At 56.7% G+C, this 16,483-nt stretch carries 16 protein-coding genes and 1 other RNA gene; 4 read left to right on the forward strand and 13 right to left on the reverse strand.

The window, feature by feature from the left end:
• Nucleotides 1-9 precede the first annotated feature (9 nt).
• The 9 genes from mraY to rsmI form a co-directional block, all read right to left on the reverse strand.
• Entirely contained in the window at nt 10-1,092 is a 1,083-nt protein-coding gene (gene mraY, locus G411_RS0112605; protein WP_022959577.1) for a phospho-N-acetylmuramoyl-pentapeptide-transferase, read from the reverse strand.
• Nucleotides 1,093-2,454 (reverse strand): UDP-N-acetylmuramoyl-tripeptide--D-alanyl-D-alanine ligase, encoded by a 1,362-nt coding sequence (locus G411_RS0112610; protein WP_022959578.1) that lies wholly within the window; start codon nt 2,452-2,454, stop codon nt 1,093-1,095.
• Complete coding sequence (locus tag G411_RS0112615) at nt 2,451-3,938, reverse strand: UDP-N-acetylmuramoyl-L-alanyl-D-glutamate--2,6-diaminopimelate ligase (protein WP_022959579.1); 1,488 nt, start codon at nt 3,936-3,938, stop codon at nt 2,451-2,453. The genes G411_RS0112610 and G411_RS0112615 overlap by 4 nt, the downstream gene beginning before the upstream one ends.
• Nucleotides 3,935-5,656, reverse strand: coding sequence for a peptidoglycan D,D-transpeptidase FtsI family protein (locus G411_RS0112620; protein WP_022959580.1), 1,722 nt, complete (start codon nt 5,654-5,656; stop codon nt 3,935-3,937). The genes G411_RS0112615 and G411_RS0112620 overlap by 4 nt, the downstream gene beginning before the upstream one ends.
• Nucleotides 5,640-5,990, reverse strand: coding sequence for a cell division protein FtsL (gene ftsL / locus G411_RS0112625; RefSeq protein WP_022959581.1), 351 nt, complete (start codon nt 5,988-5,990; stop codon nt 5,640-5,642). Before ftsL ends, G411_RS0112620 begins: the two co-directional genes overlap by 17 nt.
• A complete protein-coding gene (gene rsmH, locus G411_RS0112630) occupies nt 5,983-6,921 on the reverse strand; it encodes a 16S rRNA (cytosine(1402)-N(4))-methyltransferase RsmH (protein WP_022959582.1) in 939 nt (312 codons plus the stop codon). The genes ftsL and rsmH overlap by 8 nt, the downstream gene beginning before the upstream one ends.
• A gap of 8 nt (nt 6,922-6,929) precedes the next feature.
• Nucleotides 6,930-7,373, reverse strand: coding sequence for a division/cell wall cluster transcriptional repressor MraZ (mraZ, locus tag G411_RS0112635; protein WP_028968412.1), 444 nt, complete (start codon nt 7,371-7,373; stop codon nt 6,930-6,932).
• A 292-nt stretch (nt 7,374-7,665) separates the two neighbouring features.
• Nucleotides 7,666-8,013, reverse strand: an RNA gene (gene rnpB, locus G411_RS21545) — RNase P RNA component class A.
• Nucleotides 8,014-8,058: 45 nt separating this feature from the next.
• Entirely contained in the window at nt 8,059-8,904 is an 846-nt protein-coding gene (rsmI, locus tag G411_RS0112645) for a 16S rRNA (cytidine(1402)-2'-O)-methyltransferase (protein WP_022959584.1), read from the reverse strand.
• A gap of 50 nt (nt 8,905-8,954) precedes the next feature.
• Between rsmI and G411_RS20370 the strand changes: the two genes are divergently transcribed.
• The 4 genes from G411_RS20370 to G411_RS0112665 are packed head-to-tail and all read left to right on the forward strand — an operon-like array spanning nt 8,955 to nt 12,410.
• Nucleotides 8,955-10,874, forward strand: coding sequence for a penicillin-binding protein activator (locus G411_RS20370; RefSeq protein ID WP_022959585.1), 1,920 nt, complete (start codon nt 8,955-8,957; stop codon nt 10,872-10,874).
• Nucleotides 10,875-11,234, forward strand: coding sequence for a YraN family protein (locus tag G411_RS0112655; protein WP_022959586.1), 360 nt, complete (start codon nt 10,875-10,877; stop codon nt 11,232-11,234). It abuts the gene before it with no gap.
• A 13-nt stretch (nt 11,235-11,247) separates the two neighbouring features.
• Entirely contained in the window at nt 11,248-11,835 is a 588-nt protein-coding gene (locus G411_RS0112660; RefSeq protein WP_022959587.1) for a D-sedoheptulose-7-phosphate isomerase, read from the forward strand.
• Between the two features lie 2 nt (nt 11,836-11,837).
• Entirely contained in the window at nt 11,838-12,410 is a 573-nt protein-coding gene (locus G411_RS0112665) for a BON domain-containing protein (protein ID WP_022959588.1), read from the forward strand.
• A 15-nt stretch (nt 12,411-12,425) separates the two neighbouring features.
• On the opposite strand, the gene G411_RS0112670 is transcribed toward G411_RS0112665, so the two are convergent.
• From G411_RS0112670 to petA, 4 genes are all read right to left on the reverse strand, one after another.
• Nucleotides 12,426-12,836 carry a ClpXP protease specificity-enhancing factor gene (locus G411_RS0112670; protein ID WP_028968413.1) on the reverse strand — a complete coding sequence of 137 codons (411 nt, stop codon included), beginning with the start codon at nt 12,834-12,836 and terminating at the stop codon, nt 12,426-12,428.
• A gap of 24 nt (nt 12,837-12,860) precedes the next feature.
• The gene (gene sspA / locus G411_RS0112675) at nt 12,861-13,505 is read right to left on the reverse strand and encodes a stringent starvation protein SspA (RefSeq protein WP_022959590.1); all 645 of its coding nucleotides are present in this window, start codon (nt 13,503-13,505) and stop codon (nt 12,861-12,863) included.
• A 94-nt stretch (nt 13,506-13,599) separates the two neighbouring features.
• Nucleotides 13,600-15,654 carry a ubiquinol-cytochrome c reductase gene (locus G411_RS0112680; protein ID WP_022959591.1) on the reverse strand — a complete coding sequence of 685 codons (2,055 nt, stop codon included), beginning with the start codon at nt 15,652-15,654 and terminating at the stop codon, nt 13,600-13,602.
• On the reverse strand, nt 15,654-16,250 hold the full coding sequence (gene petA / locus G411_RS0112685; RefSeq protein ID WP_022959592.1) for a ubiquinol-cytochrome c reductase iron-sulfur subunit: 597 nt from the start codon (nt 16,248-16,250) through the stop codon (nt 15,654-15,656). The genes G411_RS0112680 and petA overlap by 1 nt, the downstream gene beginning before the upstream one ends.
• Nucleotides 16,251-16,483: the final 233 nt, after the last annotated feature.

Genomic DNA, 16,483 nt, shown 5'->3' on the forward strand with positions numbered 1-16,483 from the left:
TCGTCTCGCTTAACGCAGTTTCAGTGTTGCCAGGCCAAACAGCACCAGCATCACCGTGATAATCCAGAAACGCACAATGACTCGCGGCTCCGGCCACCCCTTCAGCTCGAAGTGGTGGTGAATCGGCGCCATGCGGAAAATGCGTTTACCGGTTAATTTGAAGGACGCCACCTGCAGGATGACCGACACGGTTTCCAGCACGAAAATGCCGCCCATAATGAAAAATACGATCTCGTGGCGGGTGATCACGGCAATGGTGCCCAAGGTTGCCCCCAGCGCCAGCGCGCCGACATCGCCCATAAACACCTGCGCGGGGTAGGTGTTGAACCACAGAAAGCCGAGCCCAGCACCCGCCAGCGCGCCGCAGATCACAATCAGCTCCCCCGCCCCCGCTACATAGGGAATGTGCAGATACTCGGCAAATTTCACGTGACCGGTCAGGTAGGCAATCAGCCCCAGCGCTGACCCCACCAGTACGGTAGGCAGAATCGCCAGGCCATCGAGGCCATCGGTCAGGTTCACCGCGTTACTGGAGCCGACGATAACGAAGTAGCACAGCACCATAAACAGCGGGCCCATCTGCCAGCTCAGGTTCTTGAAGAACGGGAAGTAGAGCGTGGTATCCACCGGGCTGTCCGCATTGATATAAAGAAAGACCGCCGCACCGATGCCGGCCACGCTCTGCCAGAAGTATTTCCACTTCGCGGGCAAACCGCGGGGATTCCGCTCGATCACCTTTCGGTAATCATCTACCCAGCCCACAGCACCGAATACAAAGGTAACGATCAGCACGGTCCACACGAAGGGGTTACGCAGATCCGCCCACAGCAAGGTGCTGGTAAAAATCGCCACCAGAATCAAGGCACCGCCCATGGTCGGCGTGCCGGACTTGCTCAGGTGCGATTTAGGGCCGTCGTCACGAACGGCCTGGCCGATTTGATAGTAATTGAGGCGGCGAATCATGCCCGGCCCGACCAACAGCGAAATCGCGAGCGCCGTCAGCACACCGAGAATGCCCCGGAAACTGAGGTACTGGAACACAGCAAAACCGCTGATATGCTGGCTGAGATATTCCGATAGCAGTAACAGCATTCAGCCGTTCTCCCCTGATAAGGTTTGTTGCAGGGCCGTCACGACCTCTTCCATCGCGCTACTGCGCGAGCCTTTCACCAACACCGTATTCACGTTATCCAGCAGCGTCGGCAAATGACCGAGCAATGCTTGCTTGTCGGCAAATGCGCGGCCAGCATCGCCAAATTCTTCAGCCATCACGTCGGCAAACTCGCCAACAAAGGCACAGCTCGCCACGCCGGCATCGCGGGCATACGCGGCGACATCGCGATGCAGAGTCTCAGCATCCGGACCCAGCTCAGCCATCGCTCCGAGCACAAGCAAGGACTTGCCCGGTTTGGCTGCCAACACCTCAATCGCCGCCCGCACTGAGCCGGGGTTAGCGTTATAGCTGTCGTCAATCACGGTGATGCCGCCCCATCGCTGACTGAACAATCGACCCGCCGTGCTATTGACCCCACCCAGGCCTTCGGCAATTTGAGGCAGGCTTATACCGACTTCCAGCGCTGCCGCCGCCGCGGCCAAGGCGTTAGCGACCATGTGCCGGCCGCTGAGGGGCAACAGCACCTCAGTCTGCCCGGCCGCGCAATGCAGCGTGAATTGACTGCCCTCTGCGGTCGCGGAAATATCCGATGCATAAACGTCTGCGGACGACGAGATCAGGCTGAAGCTGGACTGACGGCAGTGCGAGGCCTGCGCCTGCCATTGCGAGTAATAACGATCATCGGCATTGATCACAGCGAGGCCAGACGGGGACAACGCTTCGAAAATTTCACCCTTGGTTTTAGCTACGCCGTCCAGCGAGCCAAAACCCTGTAAATGCGCCGCCTGGGCATTGGTCAGAATCGCGACATCGGGCTGTGCAAATTCGCAGAGGTAACGGATATCACCGGCTTTAGCCGCGCCCATCTCGATAACGGCAAACGCATGCTGCGGCGAAATATCCAGGAGCGTGAGCGGCACACCCAATTCGTTGTTGTGATTCCCCGACGTCGCCAGCACGGAGGCGTTGCAAGACAGAATCGCCGCCAGCATTTCCTTGGTACTGGTCTTACCACTGCTTCCAGTAAGCGCGATCAGCGGCCCGCGGAACGCACGGCGGTTATCTCTGGCAAGGTCCGCCAAAGCCCGCTGACTGTCATCCACAATCACACCCGGCAACTCCTTGCATTGCCGGTTAACCAGGGCTGCCGATGCACCGGATTCTGCGGCTTGCCGAAGGTAGTCATGACCGTCCACGCGCTCACCACGCAGCGCGACAAAGAGGCTGCCAGCACGGACCCGGCGACTATCAATGACCACCGAGCTGATCTCGGAGTTCTCACCATAATGTTTGCCGTGGGTCAGCGTCGCCACTGCATCAAGAGAAAGCGCACGCATCATGCTGACGCCCTCCTTGCCAGTGCACGCCGGGCAGTAGCGACATCACTGAAAGGACGCCGCTCGCCAGCGATTTCCTGACTGGACTCATGCCCTTTGCCAGCGATCAATACCACGTCGCCCGGCCGGGCTTCGGCAATGGCCATCAAAATGCTGCGCTCACGATCTACATCGCAATGCCGGGATACCGTTGCAGGCATGCCTTCGCAGATTTGCTCAATAATTGCTTCCGGAGACTCGCTGCGTGGATTATCACTGGTCACGTAGACGCGGTCAGCAGCCGATGCGGCACGCCCCATTTTGGGCCGCTTATCACTGTCGCGGTCACCGCCACAGCCAAATACGCAACTCAGGCGACCGCGCGTCAGCGGCCGCAGCGTCGCAATGGCTTTAGCCAGGGCATCTTCGGTATGGGCATAGTCCACCACAACCAGCACGTCATCATCACTGCGCTGGCATTGCATGCGGCCGGGCACCGGCTGCAAGCCCGGCAACAGGGCTTCAATTTCGCCAGGATCAACATCGCGTGCCAGCAATACCCCACAGGCCGCCGCAAGGTTGGCGAGGTTGAATTCTCCCAGCAACGGCGTCTCAATCTCTACATGGCCCCAGGGACTATGCAGTCGCGCACGGCTGCCGCGAATATCCTGCTCAAACGATTCCATATACAGGGTCGCTGACGGGTCGCGGAGGCTGTAATCAATACACTGCGATGCAGCACTTTTTTGCAGTAGCTGCCGACCGAAGTCATCGTCACGGTTAATCACCGCCAGCTCCAGCTCGGGCCACGTAAACAAACGCGCTTTCTCTGCCGCGTAGGCTTCCATGGTACCGTGGTAATCGAGGTGGTCCTGACTCAGGTTGGTGAATACGGCAGCGTCGAAATGCAGTGCTTCCACACGCTTCTGCGCCAAACCATGGGAAGACACCTCCATGGACGCCCAACGGGCCCCGGCCTGACACCACTCAGCCAACAGCGCCTGAATCGCGACTGCATCCGGCGTAGTATTGACCGCTGGCTCAAGGCTGCCAAAACGGCCGCTGCCCAAGGTACCAATGATGCCGCAAGGCTGGTTCATCGCTTCCAGTAACTGCGCCAACATCCAGCTACAGCTGGTTTTGCCGTTAGTACCCGTGATTCCTACCAGGCGCAGGCTGTGCGAAGGCTCTGCGTAATAACGCCCCGCAATGGCGCTCAATTGCTCACTCAGTCCCGTCACTTCCAACACAGGCAGAGACCAGCTCGAACCGTCACAGGGTGCATCGGCAATCACCGCCACGGCGCCCGATGCCACGGCGGTATTGATGTGCTCACGGCCATCCTGACGGTGCCCTTTAACGGCCAGAAATACATCACCCGGCTTGATTCGACGGCTGTCCAGACACAAGCCACTCAATGGCACCGCCGCGACTTCAGCACTCAAATTCGGCAGCAGGTCGCCGAGCGAACGATGGAGAGGGCTGTCATAGCGCTTGATCGCTGTCATGCCGCCGCATCTCCTTTTTTGTCCGCCTTCGCCACCGGCTCCACATCATCGGGCGCAATATTCATCAACCGGAGCGCATCGGCCACAACCTTGGAAAACACTGGCGCGGCCACGAGGCCACCAAAGTAGTCGCCTTTCGGCTCGTCGATAGCCACTACCGCAACAATGCGCGGGTCGCTGGCCGGCGCAACACCGGCAAACAGCGAGAAATAACGATCCTCGGCATAACCGCCTGCAATGGCCTTATGTGAGGTACCGGTTTTGCCCGCCACACGATAGGCATCCACTCTCGCACGCGTCGCCGTGCCGCCGGGGCCGGTAACGCTTTCAAGCATATCGACGATCTGGCGGGCAATTTTTGGCGAGATTAACTGTTTGCGCTCAGCACTGGTCTCGCGCTTCACGAGCGACACCGGCTGAAACACACCGTGATTGGCAAACACAGAATATGCCTGCGCCAACTGCAAACTGGTGACCGTTAGGCCGTAGCCAAATGCAAATGTGGCGCGCTCAATGGCACGCCAGTTAGGGTGATTCGGGAGCACGCCGGTGCTCTCTCCAGGGAAGCCGGAGCCGGTACTGCGCCCCAGCCCGAAACGCTGAAACACCCTCCACACTTCTTGCTCATCGAGAGAGAGCGCAATTTTTGTTGTGCCAACCTGACTGGACTTTTTAAGGATGTCAGCCACAGTCAACACCCCGTAGTTGCGGTGATCCTCCAGCAGTTTTGGCCCGACTTTGATGTAGCCGGGGTGAGTGTTGATCTCGGTATCCGGCTGGTAGCGACCACTTTCCAATGCCGCCACCATCGTCAGCGGCTTCATGGTCGAACCCGGCTCAAACATATCGGTCAGCGCGCGATTGCGCATGGCGCTGGGGCTGAGCTGGCTGCGATTATTGGGGTTGTAGGAAGGCTGATTCACCAGCGCCAGCACTTCGCCGCTGCGACTATCGAGAATCACCACCGATCCCGCCTTCGCACCGGTGCGCTTCAGCGCCGACTTCAACTCCTTATAGGCGAGGTATTGCAGACGCAGATCAATACTCAGCTGCAAGTCTTTGCCCGGACTGGCCTCACGGCCAGCATCAATCTCGCGAATGATATTGCCGTACAAATCCTTCAAAACACGCTTGCTGCCTGGCGTTCCGTTCAGCCATTCGTCATAGGCCAACTCAAGCCCTTCCTGGCCCCGATCGTCGATATCGGTAAATCCAAGCATGTGAGCAGCCACTTCACCCGCCGGATAAAAACGACGGTACTCCCGCTGCAGATAAACGCCGGGCACCTTCAACGCAAGAATGGTTTTAGCGTCCTGCGGTGACAGGTGGCGACGCAGATACATGAATTGACTGTCGGCATAGCGCTGAAGCCGGCCGGCGAGCTCACCGTGCGACATATTGAGCGCACGCGCCAGCTTCGCCCAACTGTCCTTGTTTTTACCCAGTTCCTGCGGGTTGGCCCAAATGGATGCCACCGGCGTACTCACTGCCAACGGCTCGCCGTTGCGGTCGGAGATCATGCCGCGGTGGGCAGGAATAATTTCGGTACGAATAGTGCGCGCATTCCCCTGCCCTTGCAGGAAACGGTAGCCACGATCGACATCCAGCACCTGCAATGTCAGGGCACGGGCGAGCAGCAGCGCTGCCAGTATTAGCAGCCCAGCAATGACAACACGGAATCGCCAAGGCGATACCGGCGCATTAACCTGCTTTGCCATAACCCCTTACCATATTGACCTCGCGCATATCCGGCGCTTGCATCTTTAGTTTGTCTTCGGCCAGGCTCTGCACCCGGTCGGGTGAGGCCCAGGTGCTCTGCTCTAACAGCAGCCGGCCCCACTCTTCATCCAACTGCATCGCCTCGCGACGCAGGTCTTGCAGCTCACTAAACAGCTTGCGCGACCGGTGCGAACTCTGAACCAGCGCAATGGCACTCACCAACACCATCACCAGCAACAGCGGCACCAATATGCCTCCCAATGGCGCCGGCACCTGCTCTTTACTGCGGCCGGCCACCTTGGCTTTTGAGCGCTTGGCTCGCCCATCAGCCACCTTCTGCTCCCAGCTTTTCAGCAACTCGCATCACCGCACTGCGCGCCCTCGGGTTTTCATCGATTTCCTGCTGACTCGGCTTAACCGCCTTACCGAGCAAACGCATCGAACGCCCCAGCTGTTCATCACTCACCGGCAAGTAGGATGGCACTCGCTCGCCCTGAGCCTGTTTGCGCATAAAGCGCTTTACCATGCGGTCTTCCAAGGAGTGAAAGCTAATCACTACGAGGCGCCCACCCGGGCGCAATACATCAACCACTTTGCCGAGAAAGGTCTCCAGGTCGCCCAGCTCGTTATTGATATAAATGCGAATCGCCTGGAAGGCCCGGGTAGCCGGATGCTTGTGCTTCTCCCAAGCGGGATTGGCCTCAGCCACAATTTTTGCCAACTGCAAGGTTCGGAGAATCGGCTGCTCTTGCCTTGCGTTGACAATCGCCCTGGAAATTCGCTTCGCAAAGCGCTCTTCACCATATTCTTTTAATACGCGGGCAATATCGGCCTCTTCAGCCACCGCCAGCCAGTCCGCCGCACTGAGCCCATTCTCGGTGTCCATGCGCATATCCAGCTCGCCATCGCGCAAGAAACTGAACCCGCGCTCAGCCTGATCCAACTGCGGCGACGACACGCCGAGGTCCAGCAACACACCATCAACCCCGTCACCCCAAGCCGCCTGCTCCACAAAGCGATCAAAATCGGCGAATGAGCCTCGCGCAATGGAAAAGCGGTCATCCTCCGCCGCAAGTGAATTTCCCGCCTCAATCGCCCTCGGGTCTTTGTCCACACCCAGCAACCGCCCCTGCGGCCCGAGCTGCTGAAGAATCAAGCGACTGTGCCCGCCACGACCAAAGGTCCCGTCAACATAGCGCCCTTGCTCATCGCCAATCAGGGCGGCAACGGCTTCATCCCGCAGTACCGTCAGATGCTTATCCAAAGCGCCCCCTACAGTGACAGTGACAGCACTTCATCCGGCATCGACACATCGTCGTCACCGGTTTCAAGCTCGTCGTACCAGCCCGCCTCGCTCCACAGCTCAAGTTTTTTACCCTGGCCGATCAACATCAGCTTCTTCTCAAGCCCTGCGTAGTCACGCAGCGTTTGTGGCAACAGCACCCGGCCATTGCCATCAAGCTCAAGCGGCGTGGCATAACCCAACAACAATCGCTGCATGCGGCGCGCCTTGCGATGGATATTGGGCAATGCCTCAATTTTCGGCTGTAGATCTGCCCATTGAGGCTCTGGATAGACCAGCAGGCAGCGCTCCTCAGTGTGCGCAGTAACAACCAGTCGCCCATCACAAATAGACGCAAGGGTATCCCGCACCTTGGCCGGAATGGCCATGCGCCCCTTTGCATCCATCGTGATTGCGTAGCTGCCTATAAACACGCTATGCCACCTAAAGTCCTGTTAATTCCACTCTTGCACCACTGAGACCCACAAATATCCACTTTTCTCCACTACGCGACACTATATGAACTGCTCAGTCACACTGTCAAGAAAGCGATGCAGGAAATAGCAGGGATTTTTCAGAAACTGGAGGGCATCGTGCAGCGAAATTCGCAGAAAAAGAAAATCACAAAGCATCAATAGCAAGGCAAAACAAAAGAATAGAACGACAACTTAAAGTAAAACCTTAAGTTTAGCGGAATCACTTAAACACGGAGGGAATAAAATGAGAAAAATGAGTCGGCCTATAAGCCGGGTTCTGTCGAGGACGACCATTCATCTGGGACCTGCGTCACCGCAGGCCTCAAGCAGCCTACCCGAATCCACTGCGGGTCACAGCATCGGATTCCTATTTGGCCTTGCTCCAAGCGGGGTTTACCATGCCGCAAGCTGTTACCAGTTGCGCGGTGCGCTCTTACCGCACCATTTCAACCTTACCGGCAGCAGAGCTGCTTAGGCGGTATATTTTCTGTTGCACTTTCCGTAGGCTCTCGCCCCCCAGGCGTTACCTGGCGCTTTACCCTATGGAGCCCGGACTTTCCTCCCTTCCTTGCGGAAAAGCGGTCGCCCAGCCGACTCACCTGTAAGAATAACCAGTGGTTGAACGAACCACAAGCCCCTCTCACTATTTTTTCAGCGGCACATCTAAACCGTACTGGTAAAGGCGATTCTTTTTAACACCCGTTAGCTTGGCCGCCAAACTCGCTGCCTGTTTTAGCGGCAGCTCTTCGCGCAATGTGTCGAAGATATATATGGCCTCCGCCGGTAATTCATCGTCGACCGCGCGGTACCCCGCGACCAGCAACACGCACTCTCCCCGTTGCTGATTGCGATCCGCCGCTATCCAATCTACAAGCTCCCCCGCAGGCAGACGGACCACCGTTTCATAGAGCTTGGTCAGTTCACGCGCCAATACAACCACGCGCTCTCCACCCATACATTCGGCGATATCGGCCACGCTATCGAGCAAACGGTGCGGCGCCTCATAGAAAATCATCGTTCGCGGCTCTCGCGCCAGTGTCAGCAGCTGCTTCTGGCGCGCCTGCACTTTCGACGGCAGGAAACCTTCGAAAACAAAACGATCCGAAGGCAAACCCGCTACCGACAGGGCCGCAATAACGGCGCTCGGCCCCGGAATCGGTGACACCCGAAAGCCTTCACTTAAGGCGGCATCGACCAAACGATAGCCGGGATCAGAAATCAATGGCGTGCCAGCATCGGAAATCAAAGCCACGCTGCCACCATCGCGCAACACCTGTAGCAGGCGCTGCGTATCTCTCTCTCCGCTATGATCATGGTAGGCACGCATGGGCGTCGTGATTTGGAAATGCGCCAATAGCGGGGCGCTGCGGCGAGTATCTTCAGCCGCAATCGTGTCTACTGTTTGTAGGACTTCCAGCCCTCGGGGTACCATATCGGCCAGATTCCCCAACGGCGTCGCTACAATGAACAATGTGGGGACAGGGTCCACCTGAAATCCCTCCGTGTATTCGGCCCGCGAAGACTAACAACGGCATAATGATGAAGACAAGATTTTTCGTACTCGCGCTGATCAGCGCATTGCTGGCCGCCTGCTCCTCCACGCCGGAGACACCCGCGCCTTCTGGTAGCGACACGCTGCACAGCTATGAGATTAATCGGCCCAGCCCGGCGGGCAAACCCGGCGACCGACGCGACTCCGGCTTTAATCCTGCAACAGCTGACTCGGGTGCCGTGGAGCAGTGGTTGATCGACGCGCAAACTGCCTCGCCCGAGGAGGCTGCCGAGCTGCAATTACGCGCGGCAGAGGTGTTGCTGCGTGATGGCGAAATAGGTCGAGCCGACGACATTGTCAGCGAACTGATCGCTCCGGAGCTGACCGCAAATCAAGCACTGCGTCTCGCGATCGTCCGTGCGCGCGTTCACCGCGCTCACGCTGAGTTCGCCGAAGCGCTTCAGCAATTGTCCGACCCACTGGTTGAACAGGCGATGCTGGAAGCACCACTGCGCCGCCAGCTGCAATTCAGTCAATTGCGCGCCTCTCTCTTCGCGATTGAGGGCGACCACCTCGCGGCTGTCAGAGAGTGGATTTTTATCGACCCGCTGTTGACTCGCTCCCAGCAGGAGCACAATCGAAAAGCGATCTGGCAATCGCTGATGCAGATTCCGACATCGACGCTGCTGGAAAATCTGACCAGCGCCAGCAACCGAGACTATCTGGGGTGGCTTGAGTTGGCATCCATTGCCAAGGACAACCAGGGTAATATCGAAGCCCAGATTCGCCAACGAGACGCCTGGCTCGCACGCTGGCCGGAACACCCGGCCAATCAAGGAAAGCTTCCCGGCGGTCTCGATCAACTCGACACGCTGATGGTCGAGCAACCCAAGAAGATTGCGCTGCTCTTACCCGTGACCGGGCGCTACGCGCCTTTTGGCAAAGCCATCCGTGACGGCTTTATTGCGGCCTATGAAGATGCCCGGCGCCGAAATGCCACTGTCCCTGAAATGCTGTTCTACGATAGCGAAACGTCCGACATCAACCAACTGATTCAGCAACTGAGCGGCGACGGCGCCGAAATGGTGATTGGCCCCCTGCGCAAAGAAAAGCTTAGCGAACTGATAAGCCGCCACCAGGCGATGATGCCACTGCCCACACTGGCGCTTAACCGCATAGATGGCGAGCAATTCCCGGGAGGCCTGTACCAGTTTGGCCTCAACCCCGAAGATGAAGCGCAGCAAGTTGCTGAAATTGCGCGCGGCAAGGGCCTGCAACGGGCGCTGATCATTACCCCCGAGGGCAGCTGGGGCAGCAATGTCGCGCATGCGTTTGCCGAGCGCTGGCAAAGTCTGGGCGGAGAAATTATTGCCAGCACCAGCTTTGATGCCAGCGCCAACAACTACTCCAAACAAATCAAGCGCGTTCTCCAAATAGACAAAAGTGAAAGCCGGCACCGGGAATTACAGCGCATAATCGGCATGCACCCGCACTTCGAACCGCACCGTCGCAGCGATGTAGACATGGTATTCCTCGTCGCCAGACCCAATGAGGGACGCGCCGTTAAGCCGCTCCTAGCCTATCACTATGCCGGCGACTTGCCCGTATACGCCACTTCTCATGTTTATCAGGGGAATACAGACCGATCGCGCGACCAAGATATTAACGGCATTCATTTTATCGATATCCCCTGGGTACTCAGCGAAGAGAATTCGATCCGCAAGCAAGTCAATGAAAATCTACCCAACAGCGGCACCTATCAGCGCATGTATGCCCTGGGCGTGGACAGCTTCCGGCTGCATATGCGCATTAATCAGCTGCAGAGCGACGGCCAAGTTTTCGGAGAAACCGGTGCACTCACACTGAATGAGCTGGGGCAGATCGAGCGCACCCTCAGCCTTGCAAAAATCCTCCGGGGCGTTGCCGTGATGGATGCCCCCAGCACACCGGCTCAGGCCGAAGACTGAGTGCTAGACCTTAGCAAAAAGAAGGGGGATGCCGCTGAACAGGCGGCCGCCCGCTTCCTTAAAAAGCAAGGGCTCACACTCATTGAGCACAACTACCGCTGCCGCTTTGGCGAAATAGACCTGATTGCTCGCGATGGCCCCATGCTCGTATTTGTTGAAGTTCGCTGTCGGCAAAGCAAGCGCTTCGGCAGTGCGGCCGAATCGGTAAACTGGCGCAAGCAACAGCGCCTGATTGCCGCCGCCTCTCACTATCTGGCTACCGTTCAGGGCGCCGAACTTCGCTGCCGTTTCGATGTCATTGAAGCATCGGCGTGTAATGGTGGCTTTGACATAAACTGGCTGCAGAACGCCTTTCAGTAACAGGATGCCATTCGTGGACCATACCGAGCAGGTTATTGACCTCTTTCACCGTCATATCGAAAGCTGCATGTACACCATGGAGTCATTGGGAGACGGTATTGCACTGGCTAGCCAGCACATCGTTAACGCCATGCTTCAGGAGCGTAAAATTATGTGCTGCGGTGAAGGCAGTAACGGTCTCATCGCACAGCACCTGGTGACAAACCTGTTAAACCAATATCAGCACGAGCGCCCTGCCCTGCCGGCGATGGCATTGACAGCAGATACCGCAAGCGCAACCGCTATTGCCGCCCAATCGGGATACAATGATATTTTCGCCAACCAAATTCGCGCACTGGGCCAGCAAGGTGACTGCCTGTTTATCTGCTATCAGGCAAGCAGCGCCAACACCCTGCGCTGTATTCAGGCCGCCCATGAGCGCGATATGCGAGTGATCAGCATGTGTGGCGCCCAAGGCGGCGATGCCAGAGCGTTGCTGCACAGCGATGATATTGAGCTGGCGTTCCCGGTAGAGGACCGCGCTCGCCTGACGGAAATGCAGCTTGTCGCCGTACACGCTATTTGCGAACTCATTGACAGCCAACTTTTTGGAACCCATTAACCATGTATGTACTGACCCGGCTTCTGACCTGTGTATCTCTTTGCATCGGCCTGTCTGCCTGCACACAAATCCTCAGCGCAACTCATGAAGGCCCGATAGAGGACGACCCCGGCAGCCGCAGCCTTGGCAGTTACATCGACGACCAAATCATTGAAACCAAGGTATCCGTCAACATCCGCAAAGCCAATGACGCTTTCTCCCAAGCCAGTATCGACGTCAACAGCCACAACGGCATTGTTCTGCTTACAGGCCAGGTACCCAACGAAGAACTCAAACGCGTAGCTGCCGCAGTCGCCGACCAGGTAAAGAAAGTACGCAAGGTTCACAACGAACTGGTGATCGGAGAGCCCATTCATCTGATGGCCCGCACCAGTGACAGCTGGCTGGCCACAAAGGTAAAAAGTCGCCTCTCTCTCAATGACGAGCTCGATGCATCACGCATCAAAGTCATCACCGAGAACGGCGCCGTCTACCTGATGGGATTAGTATCAAAGAATGAGTCCGACATAGCAGCAAAAGTCGCCAGCGAAACCACCGGGGTCCAAAAAGTCATACGCGTCTTTGAGTATTACTGAGGAGCGAACTATCGCTTACTTAACGACTTTCAGTGACGGCCTGCCAGACTTTGGCGTCTTCGAGCTAGGCGACGTGCTATCGTCATCTGGGCTTGATGGCGAAGGAGGAGGAACCGGGTCGTCGGAGTCGAACAGCATGCCCTGCCCGTTTTCCCTGGCATAGATTCCCAGTACTGCCGACGTTGGCACGCGGACATCTTGAGCGACGCCACCGAAACGACCGCGAAATCCCAGCTCATCGTTACCTACATCCAGTCCGACAACTGCCGTGGGGGAGATATTTAGAACAATCTGCCCGTCTTGAACAAATTGCTGGGGCACCTGCACACCCTCCTGCATCGCATTGACGAGGATATACGGCGTGCAGTCATTGTCGACAACCCATTCGTAGATGGCCCGGATCATGTAGGGCCGACTGGATGTCATACTTCCCAGCATCCGAGACGTCCCTCAGGCCGCGCTGCTTTCGCTGCGCATTTCCCGTTCTTTCTGGGTCAGGCTTTCCTGAAAAGAAGGACGCTCGAAGAGGCGTGCCATATAATCCAGTAATGGCTTTGACTGGCGAGTCTGCGGCATATCGATGCCCAGCTGCTCAAGACGCCAGAGAATCGGAGCCAAGCAGCAGTCCACCAGCGTAAACTCATCGTTCATAAAGAACGGCTTTTCAGCGAAAATCGGCGCAATGGTCAGCAGGCTGTCACGCAGATCTTTACGCGCTTTGTCCTGTGATTTCTGGGGGCCGTTCTGAATCTCATCAACGAGGCGGCACCAATCGCGCTCTATGCGGTAGATGAACTGGCGGCTTTCTCCACGGGCAACCGGGTAAACCGGCAGCAGCGGTGGATGAGGGAAGCGCTCATCGAGATATTCCATCATCACCTTTGACTCATAGAGCGCAAGGTCACGATCGACCAGTGTCGGCAGACTGTTGTAGGGGTTGAGCTCAGACACTTCCTCGGGAAGGTTGTCGGGATCCACGTCAATGATATCGACGGTCACGCCTTTTTCAGCCAGCACGATGCGCACGCGGTGGCTGTAGTGACTGGACGCATCCGAAAAGAAAGTCATAGTAGAACGCTTGGCGACAACGGCCATTGAACTCACCTCAAACTGTATACCGTAATGACAACAAACGGGCAGACTTCATCTGAAGCTGCCCGTCAGCAAAGACCCGCTTGTCGAGTCTGTTTTAGTGCACGTCTTTCCAGTACTCGCGGTTAAGCAGGTACGCGAAGACGAAAAACAGCGCAATAAAGGCCAACACATAAATACCAATGCGCTGACGCTTGGCTTGCACCGGCTCACCCATGTATTCCAGGAAGTTTACGAGGTCGTAGATCACCTTATCGTACTCTTCCGGGCTAAGGCGACCTTCGGTCGCGTAAGTGAAGCTACCGCAAGGGTTCAGGGCGTCGCCATTCTCGTCGAACAACACGTCCTCACCGGTCAGCGGATCGCGCAGTATACCACCATTTTCAGCGTGAACCGGACCGGGCGCGCACTCGGGCATACCCTGCAGCTCGGCCAATACATGTGGCATACCGACGTCTTTAAAGACCTTGTTATTCACACCGTAGGGACGAGACGGATCGGCGTAAAAGTGGCGCAGGTAGGTGTACAACCACTCGGGGTTACGCGCACGCGCCACCAACGTCAGGTCCGGCGGCGCAGCGCCGAACCACTTCTTCGCCTCATCCTTGGGCATGGAGTTGGTCATCAACGCCCCAATCTTCGCCGACTTGTCGAACTTAAGGTACTGCTCGAACAGGTCCTCAGGAATATTCAGATCGGTTGCAACACGCTGATACCGACCGTATTCCAGTGTATGGCAGCCCATACAATAGTTCATAAAGGTCTGCGCACCGCCCTGCAGAGAGGCTTGGTCAGTCACATCCGTTTCGATTGAATCGCAAGCCATAGTGCCGCAATCGTAAGCGGACTCAGCGCCGACCGCCTTCAGCGGAAGAATCGTCAGCAATGCCACAATCAGCAGCACACCCATGCTCTTCCAGAAGCCCATACCACCGTCTGTAACACGGGTCGGCTCTTGCTTGGTCGCTTCCCATTTAGTCCAGAAAGGCATCAGCAGGAAGAAGGCAAAGTACAATACGGAGCAGATACGTGCCAGCAGAGTACGACCTTCAGTCGGTGCTTTCACACCCAGCACACCCAAGATCAGGAAGGATGCGACAAAGATCACCAGTGCGATTTTGCTGATACGCCCTTTGTAGCGAATCGACTTCACGGGGCTGCGGTCCAGCCAAGGCAATAGGAACAGAATAGCGACTGACGCGCCGAAGGCGATGAAGCCCCACAGCTTATCCGGCACCGCACGCAATACCGAGTAGAACGGGGTGAAGTACCAAACCGGCGCGATATGATCGGGCGTTTTCAGGCCATTCGCCAGTTCGAAGTTCGCGTATTCCAAGAAGAAACCGCCCATCTCCGGCATGAAGAAGATGATGCTGCAGAATACAAACAGGAAGACCGCAATCGCCGTCAGATCGTGCACGGTGTAGTACGGATGGAACGCCACGCCGTCGAGCGGGATACCATTTTCGTCTTTGTTCTTCTTGATCTCAACGCCATCGGGGTTATTTGAACCCACTTCATGCAGTGCCAGAATGTGCAGCAGAACAAGCGCCAACAGGATGATTGGCAGCGCTACAACGTGCAGAGCAAAGAAGCGGTTCAAGGTAATACCGGAGATCAGGTAGTCACCGCGAATCCACTGAACAATATCTTCACCAACAACCGGGATTGCGCCAAACAACGAAATGATAACCTGCGCGCCCCAATATGACATCTGACCCCAAGGCAATACGTAGCCTACGAATGCTTCGGCCATCAGCGCGAGGAAGATAAACATCCCGAACACCCAAATCAGCTCACGCGGCTTTTTGTATGAGCCGTAAAGCAGGGCGCGGAACATGTGCAGGTACACCACCACAAAGAATGCGGAAGCACCGGTGGAATGCATATAGCGGATGATCCAGCCATATTCCACGTCGCGCATGATGTATTCAACAGAACGGAAAGCTTCTTCTGCGCTGGGGGTGTAGCTCATGGTCAGCCACACACCTGTCAGCAGCTGGTTAACCAGCACCACCAGTGACAGCACACCAAAGAAATACCAGAAATTAAAGTTCTTCGGCGCATAGTATTTACCCATGTGGGTGTCCCATGCGCGCATAATCGGCAGGCGGGCATCAACCCAATCGCGCAGACCAATCAACATCTTCATTACGCAGCCCCCTGATCAACACCAACAACAAGAACATTGTCACCTTCATAAGAGTACGGAGGTACGACAAGATTGGTTGACGCGGGAGAGCCGTTGTAAACGCGACCGGACAGGTCAAAACGCGACCCGTGACATGGGCAGAAGAAACCACCCACCCAAGCGTCACCACCCAAATCAGGCACACCCACTTCAGGGCGGTGCTTGGGCGCACAACCCAAATGGGTACAAAGGCCGACCAACACCAGAATCTCCGGGCGAATCGCTCGCGCAACCCCTTCGATGTACTCAGGCTGATCTGCACTGGCGGAGGTAGGGTCTTTCAGATGTGACTCAACGGTCGGCAGCTCGTCAATCTGCTTTTGCGTACGACGCAACACGTAAACGGGCTTGCCTCGCCACTCAACCACGACCATCTGGCCGGGCTCTAGCTTACTGATATCCGCTTTTACCGGTGCACCAGCCGCCTTGGCCTTCGCACTGGGATTCCAAGAACCGACGAAGGGTGTTGCCACCCCAACCACGCCGGCGGCACCAACCACAGAGGTCGCCGCTGTCAGAAAGCGCCGACGCCCGGTGTTTACGCCGTCATTACTCATGACGTTTCCCCCATAACATATGAATAATCAGACTGGATGGGCCCCGAGGAGGAACCCCAGCTAATCTCAAATGGGCCAAATAGTAATGGAACTTGACCCTTACTGCCAATAAATTCCAGGCAACTCCCTGCCTCTCCAGCAGGGCAAAACGGACAAAAAAAAACGCCCCACAGATTGCTGTTGGGCGTTTTCCGATAGCCGCCAGTAGCGTCCCCGGTCTGAAAGACCGTAAC

It is taken from the genome of Spongiibacter tropicus DSM 19543 (assembly GCF_000420325.1).
GTDB classification, from domain to species: Bacteria; Pseudomonadota; Gammaproteobacteria; order Pseudomonadales; family Spongiibacteraceae; genus Spongiibacter; species Spongiibacter tropicus.

What these genes read in the sequence shown, in the direction of transcription:
- petA (WP_022959592.1), bottom strand. Translation starts at nt 16,250, where the DNA reads ATGAGTAATGACGGCGTAAACACCGGGCGTCGGCGCTTTCTGACAGCG.
- G411_RS0112610 (WP_022959578.1), bottom strand. Translation starts at nt 2,454, where the DNA reads ATGATGCGTGCGCTTTCTCTTGATGCAGTGGCGACGCTGACCCACGGC.
- mraY (WP_022959577.1), bottom strand. Translation starts at nt 1,092, where the DNA reads ATGCTGTTACTGCTATCGGAATATCTCAGCCAGCATATCAGCGGTTTT.
- G411_RS0112665 (WP_022959588.1), top strand. Translation starts at nt 11,838, where the DNA reads ATGTATGTACTGACCCGGCTTCTGACCTGTGTATCTCTTTGCATCGGC.
- G411_RS20370 (WP_022959585.1), top strand. Translation starts at nt 8,955, where the DNA reads ATGAAGACAAGATTTTTCGTACTCGCGCTGATCAGCGCATTGCTGGCC.
- G411_RS0112680 (WP_022959591.1), bottom strand. Translation starts at nt 15,654, where the DNA reads ATGAAGATGTTGATTGGTCTGCGCGATTGGGTTGATGCCCGCCTGCCG.
- sspA (WP_022959590.1), bottom strand. Translation starts at nt 13,505, where the DNA reads ATGGCCGTTGTCGCCAAGCGTTCTACTATGACTTTCTTTTCGGATGCG.
- G411_RS0112620 (WP_022959580.1), bottom strand. Translation starts at nt 5,656, where the DNA reads ATGGCAAAGCAGGTTAATGCGCCGGTATCGCCTTGGCGATTCCGTGTT.
- G411_RS0112615 (WP_022959579.1), bottom strand. Translation starts at nt 3,938, where the DNA reads ATGACAGCGATCAAGCGCTATGACAGCCCTCTCCATCGTTCGCTCGGC.
- G411_RS0112670 (WP_028968413.1), bottom strand. Translation starts at nt 12,836, where the DNA reads ATGACATCCAGTCGGCCCTACATGATCCGGGCCATCTACGAATGGGTT.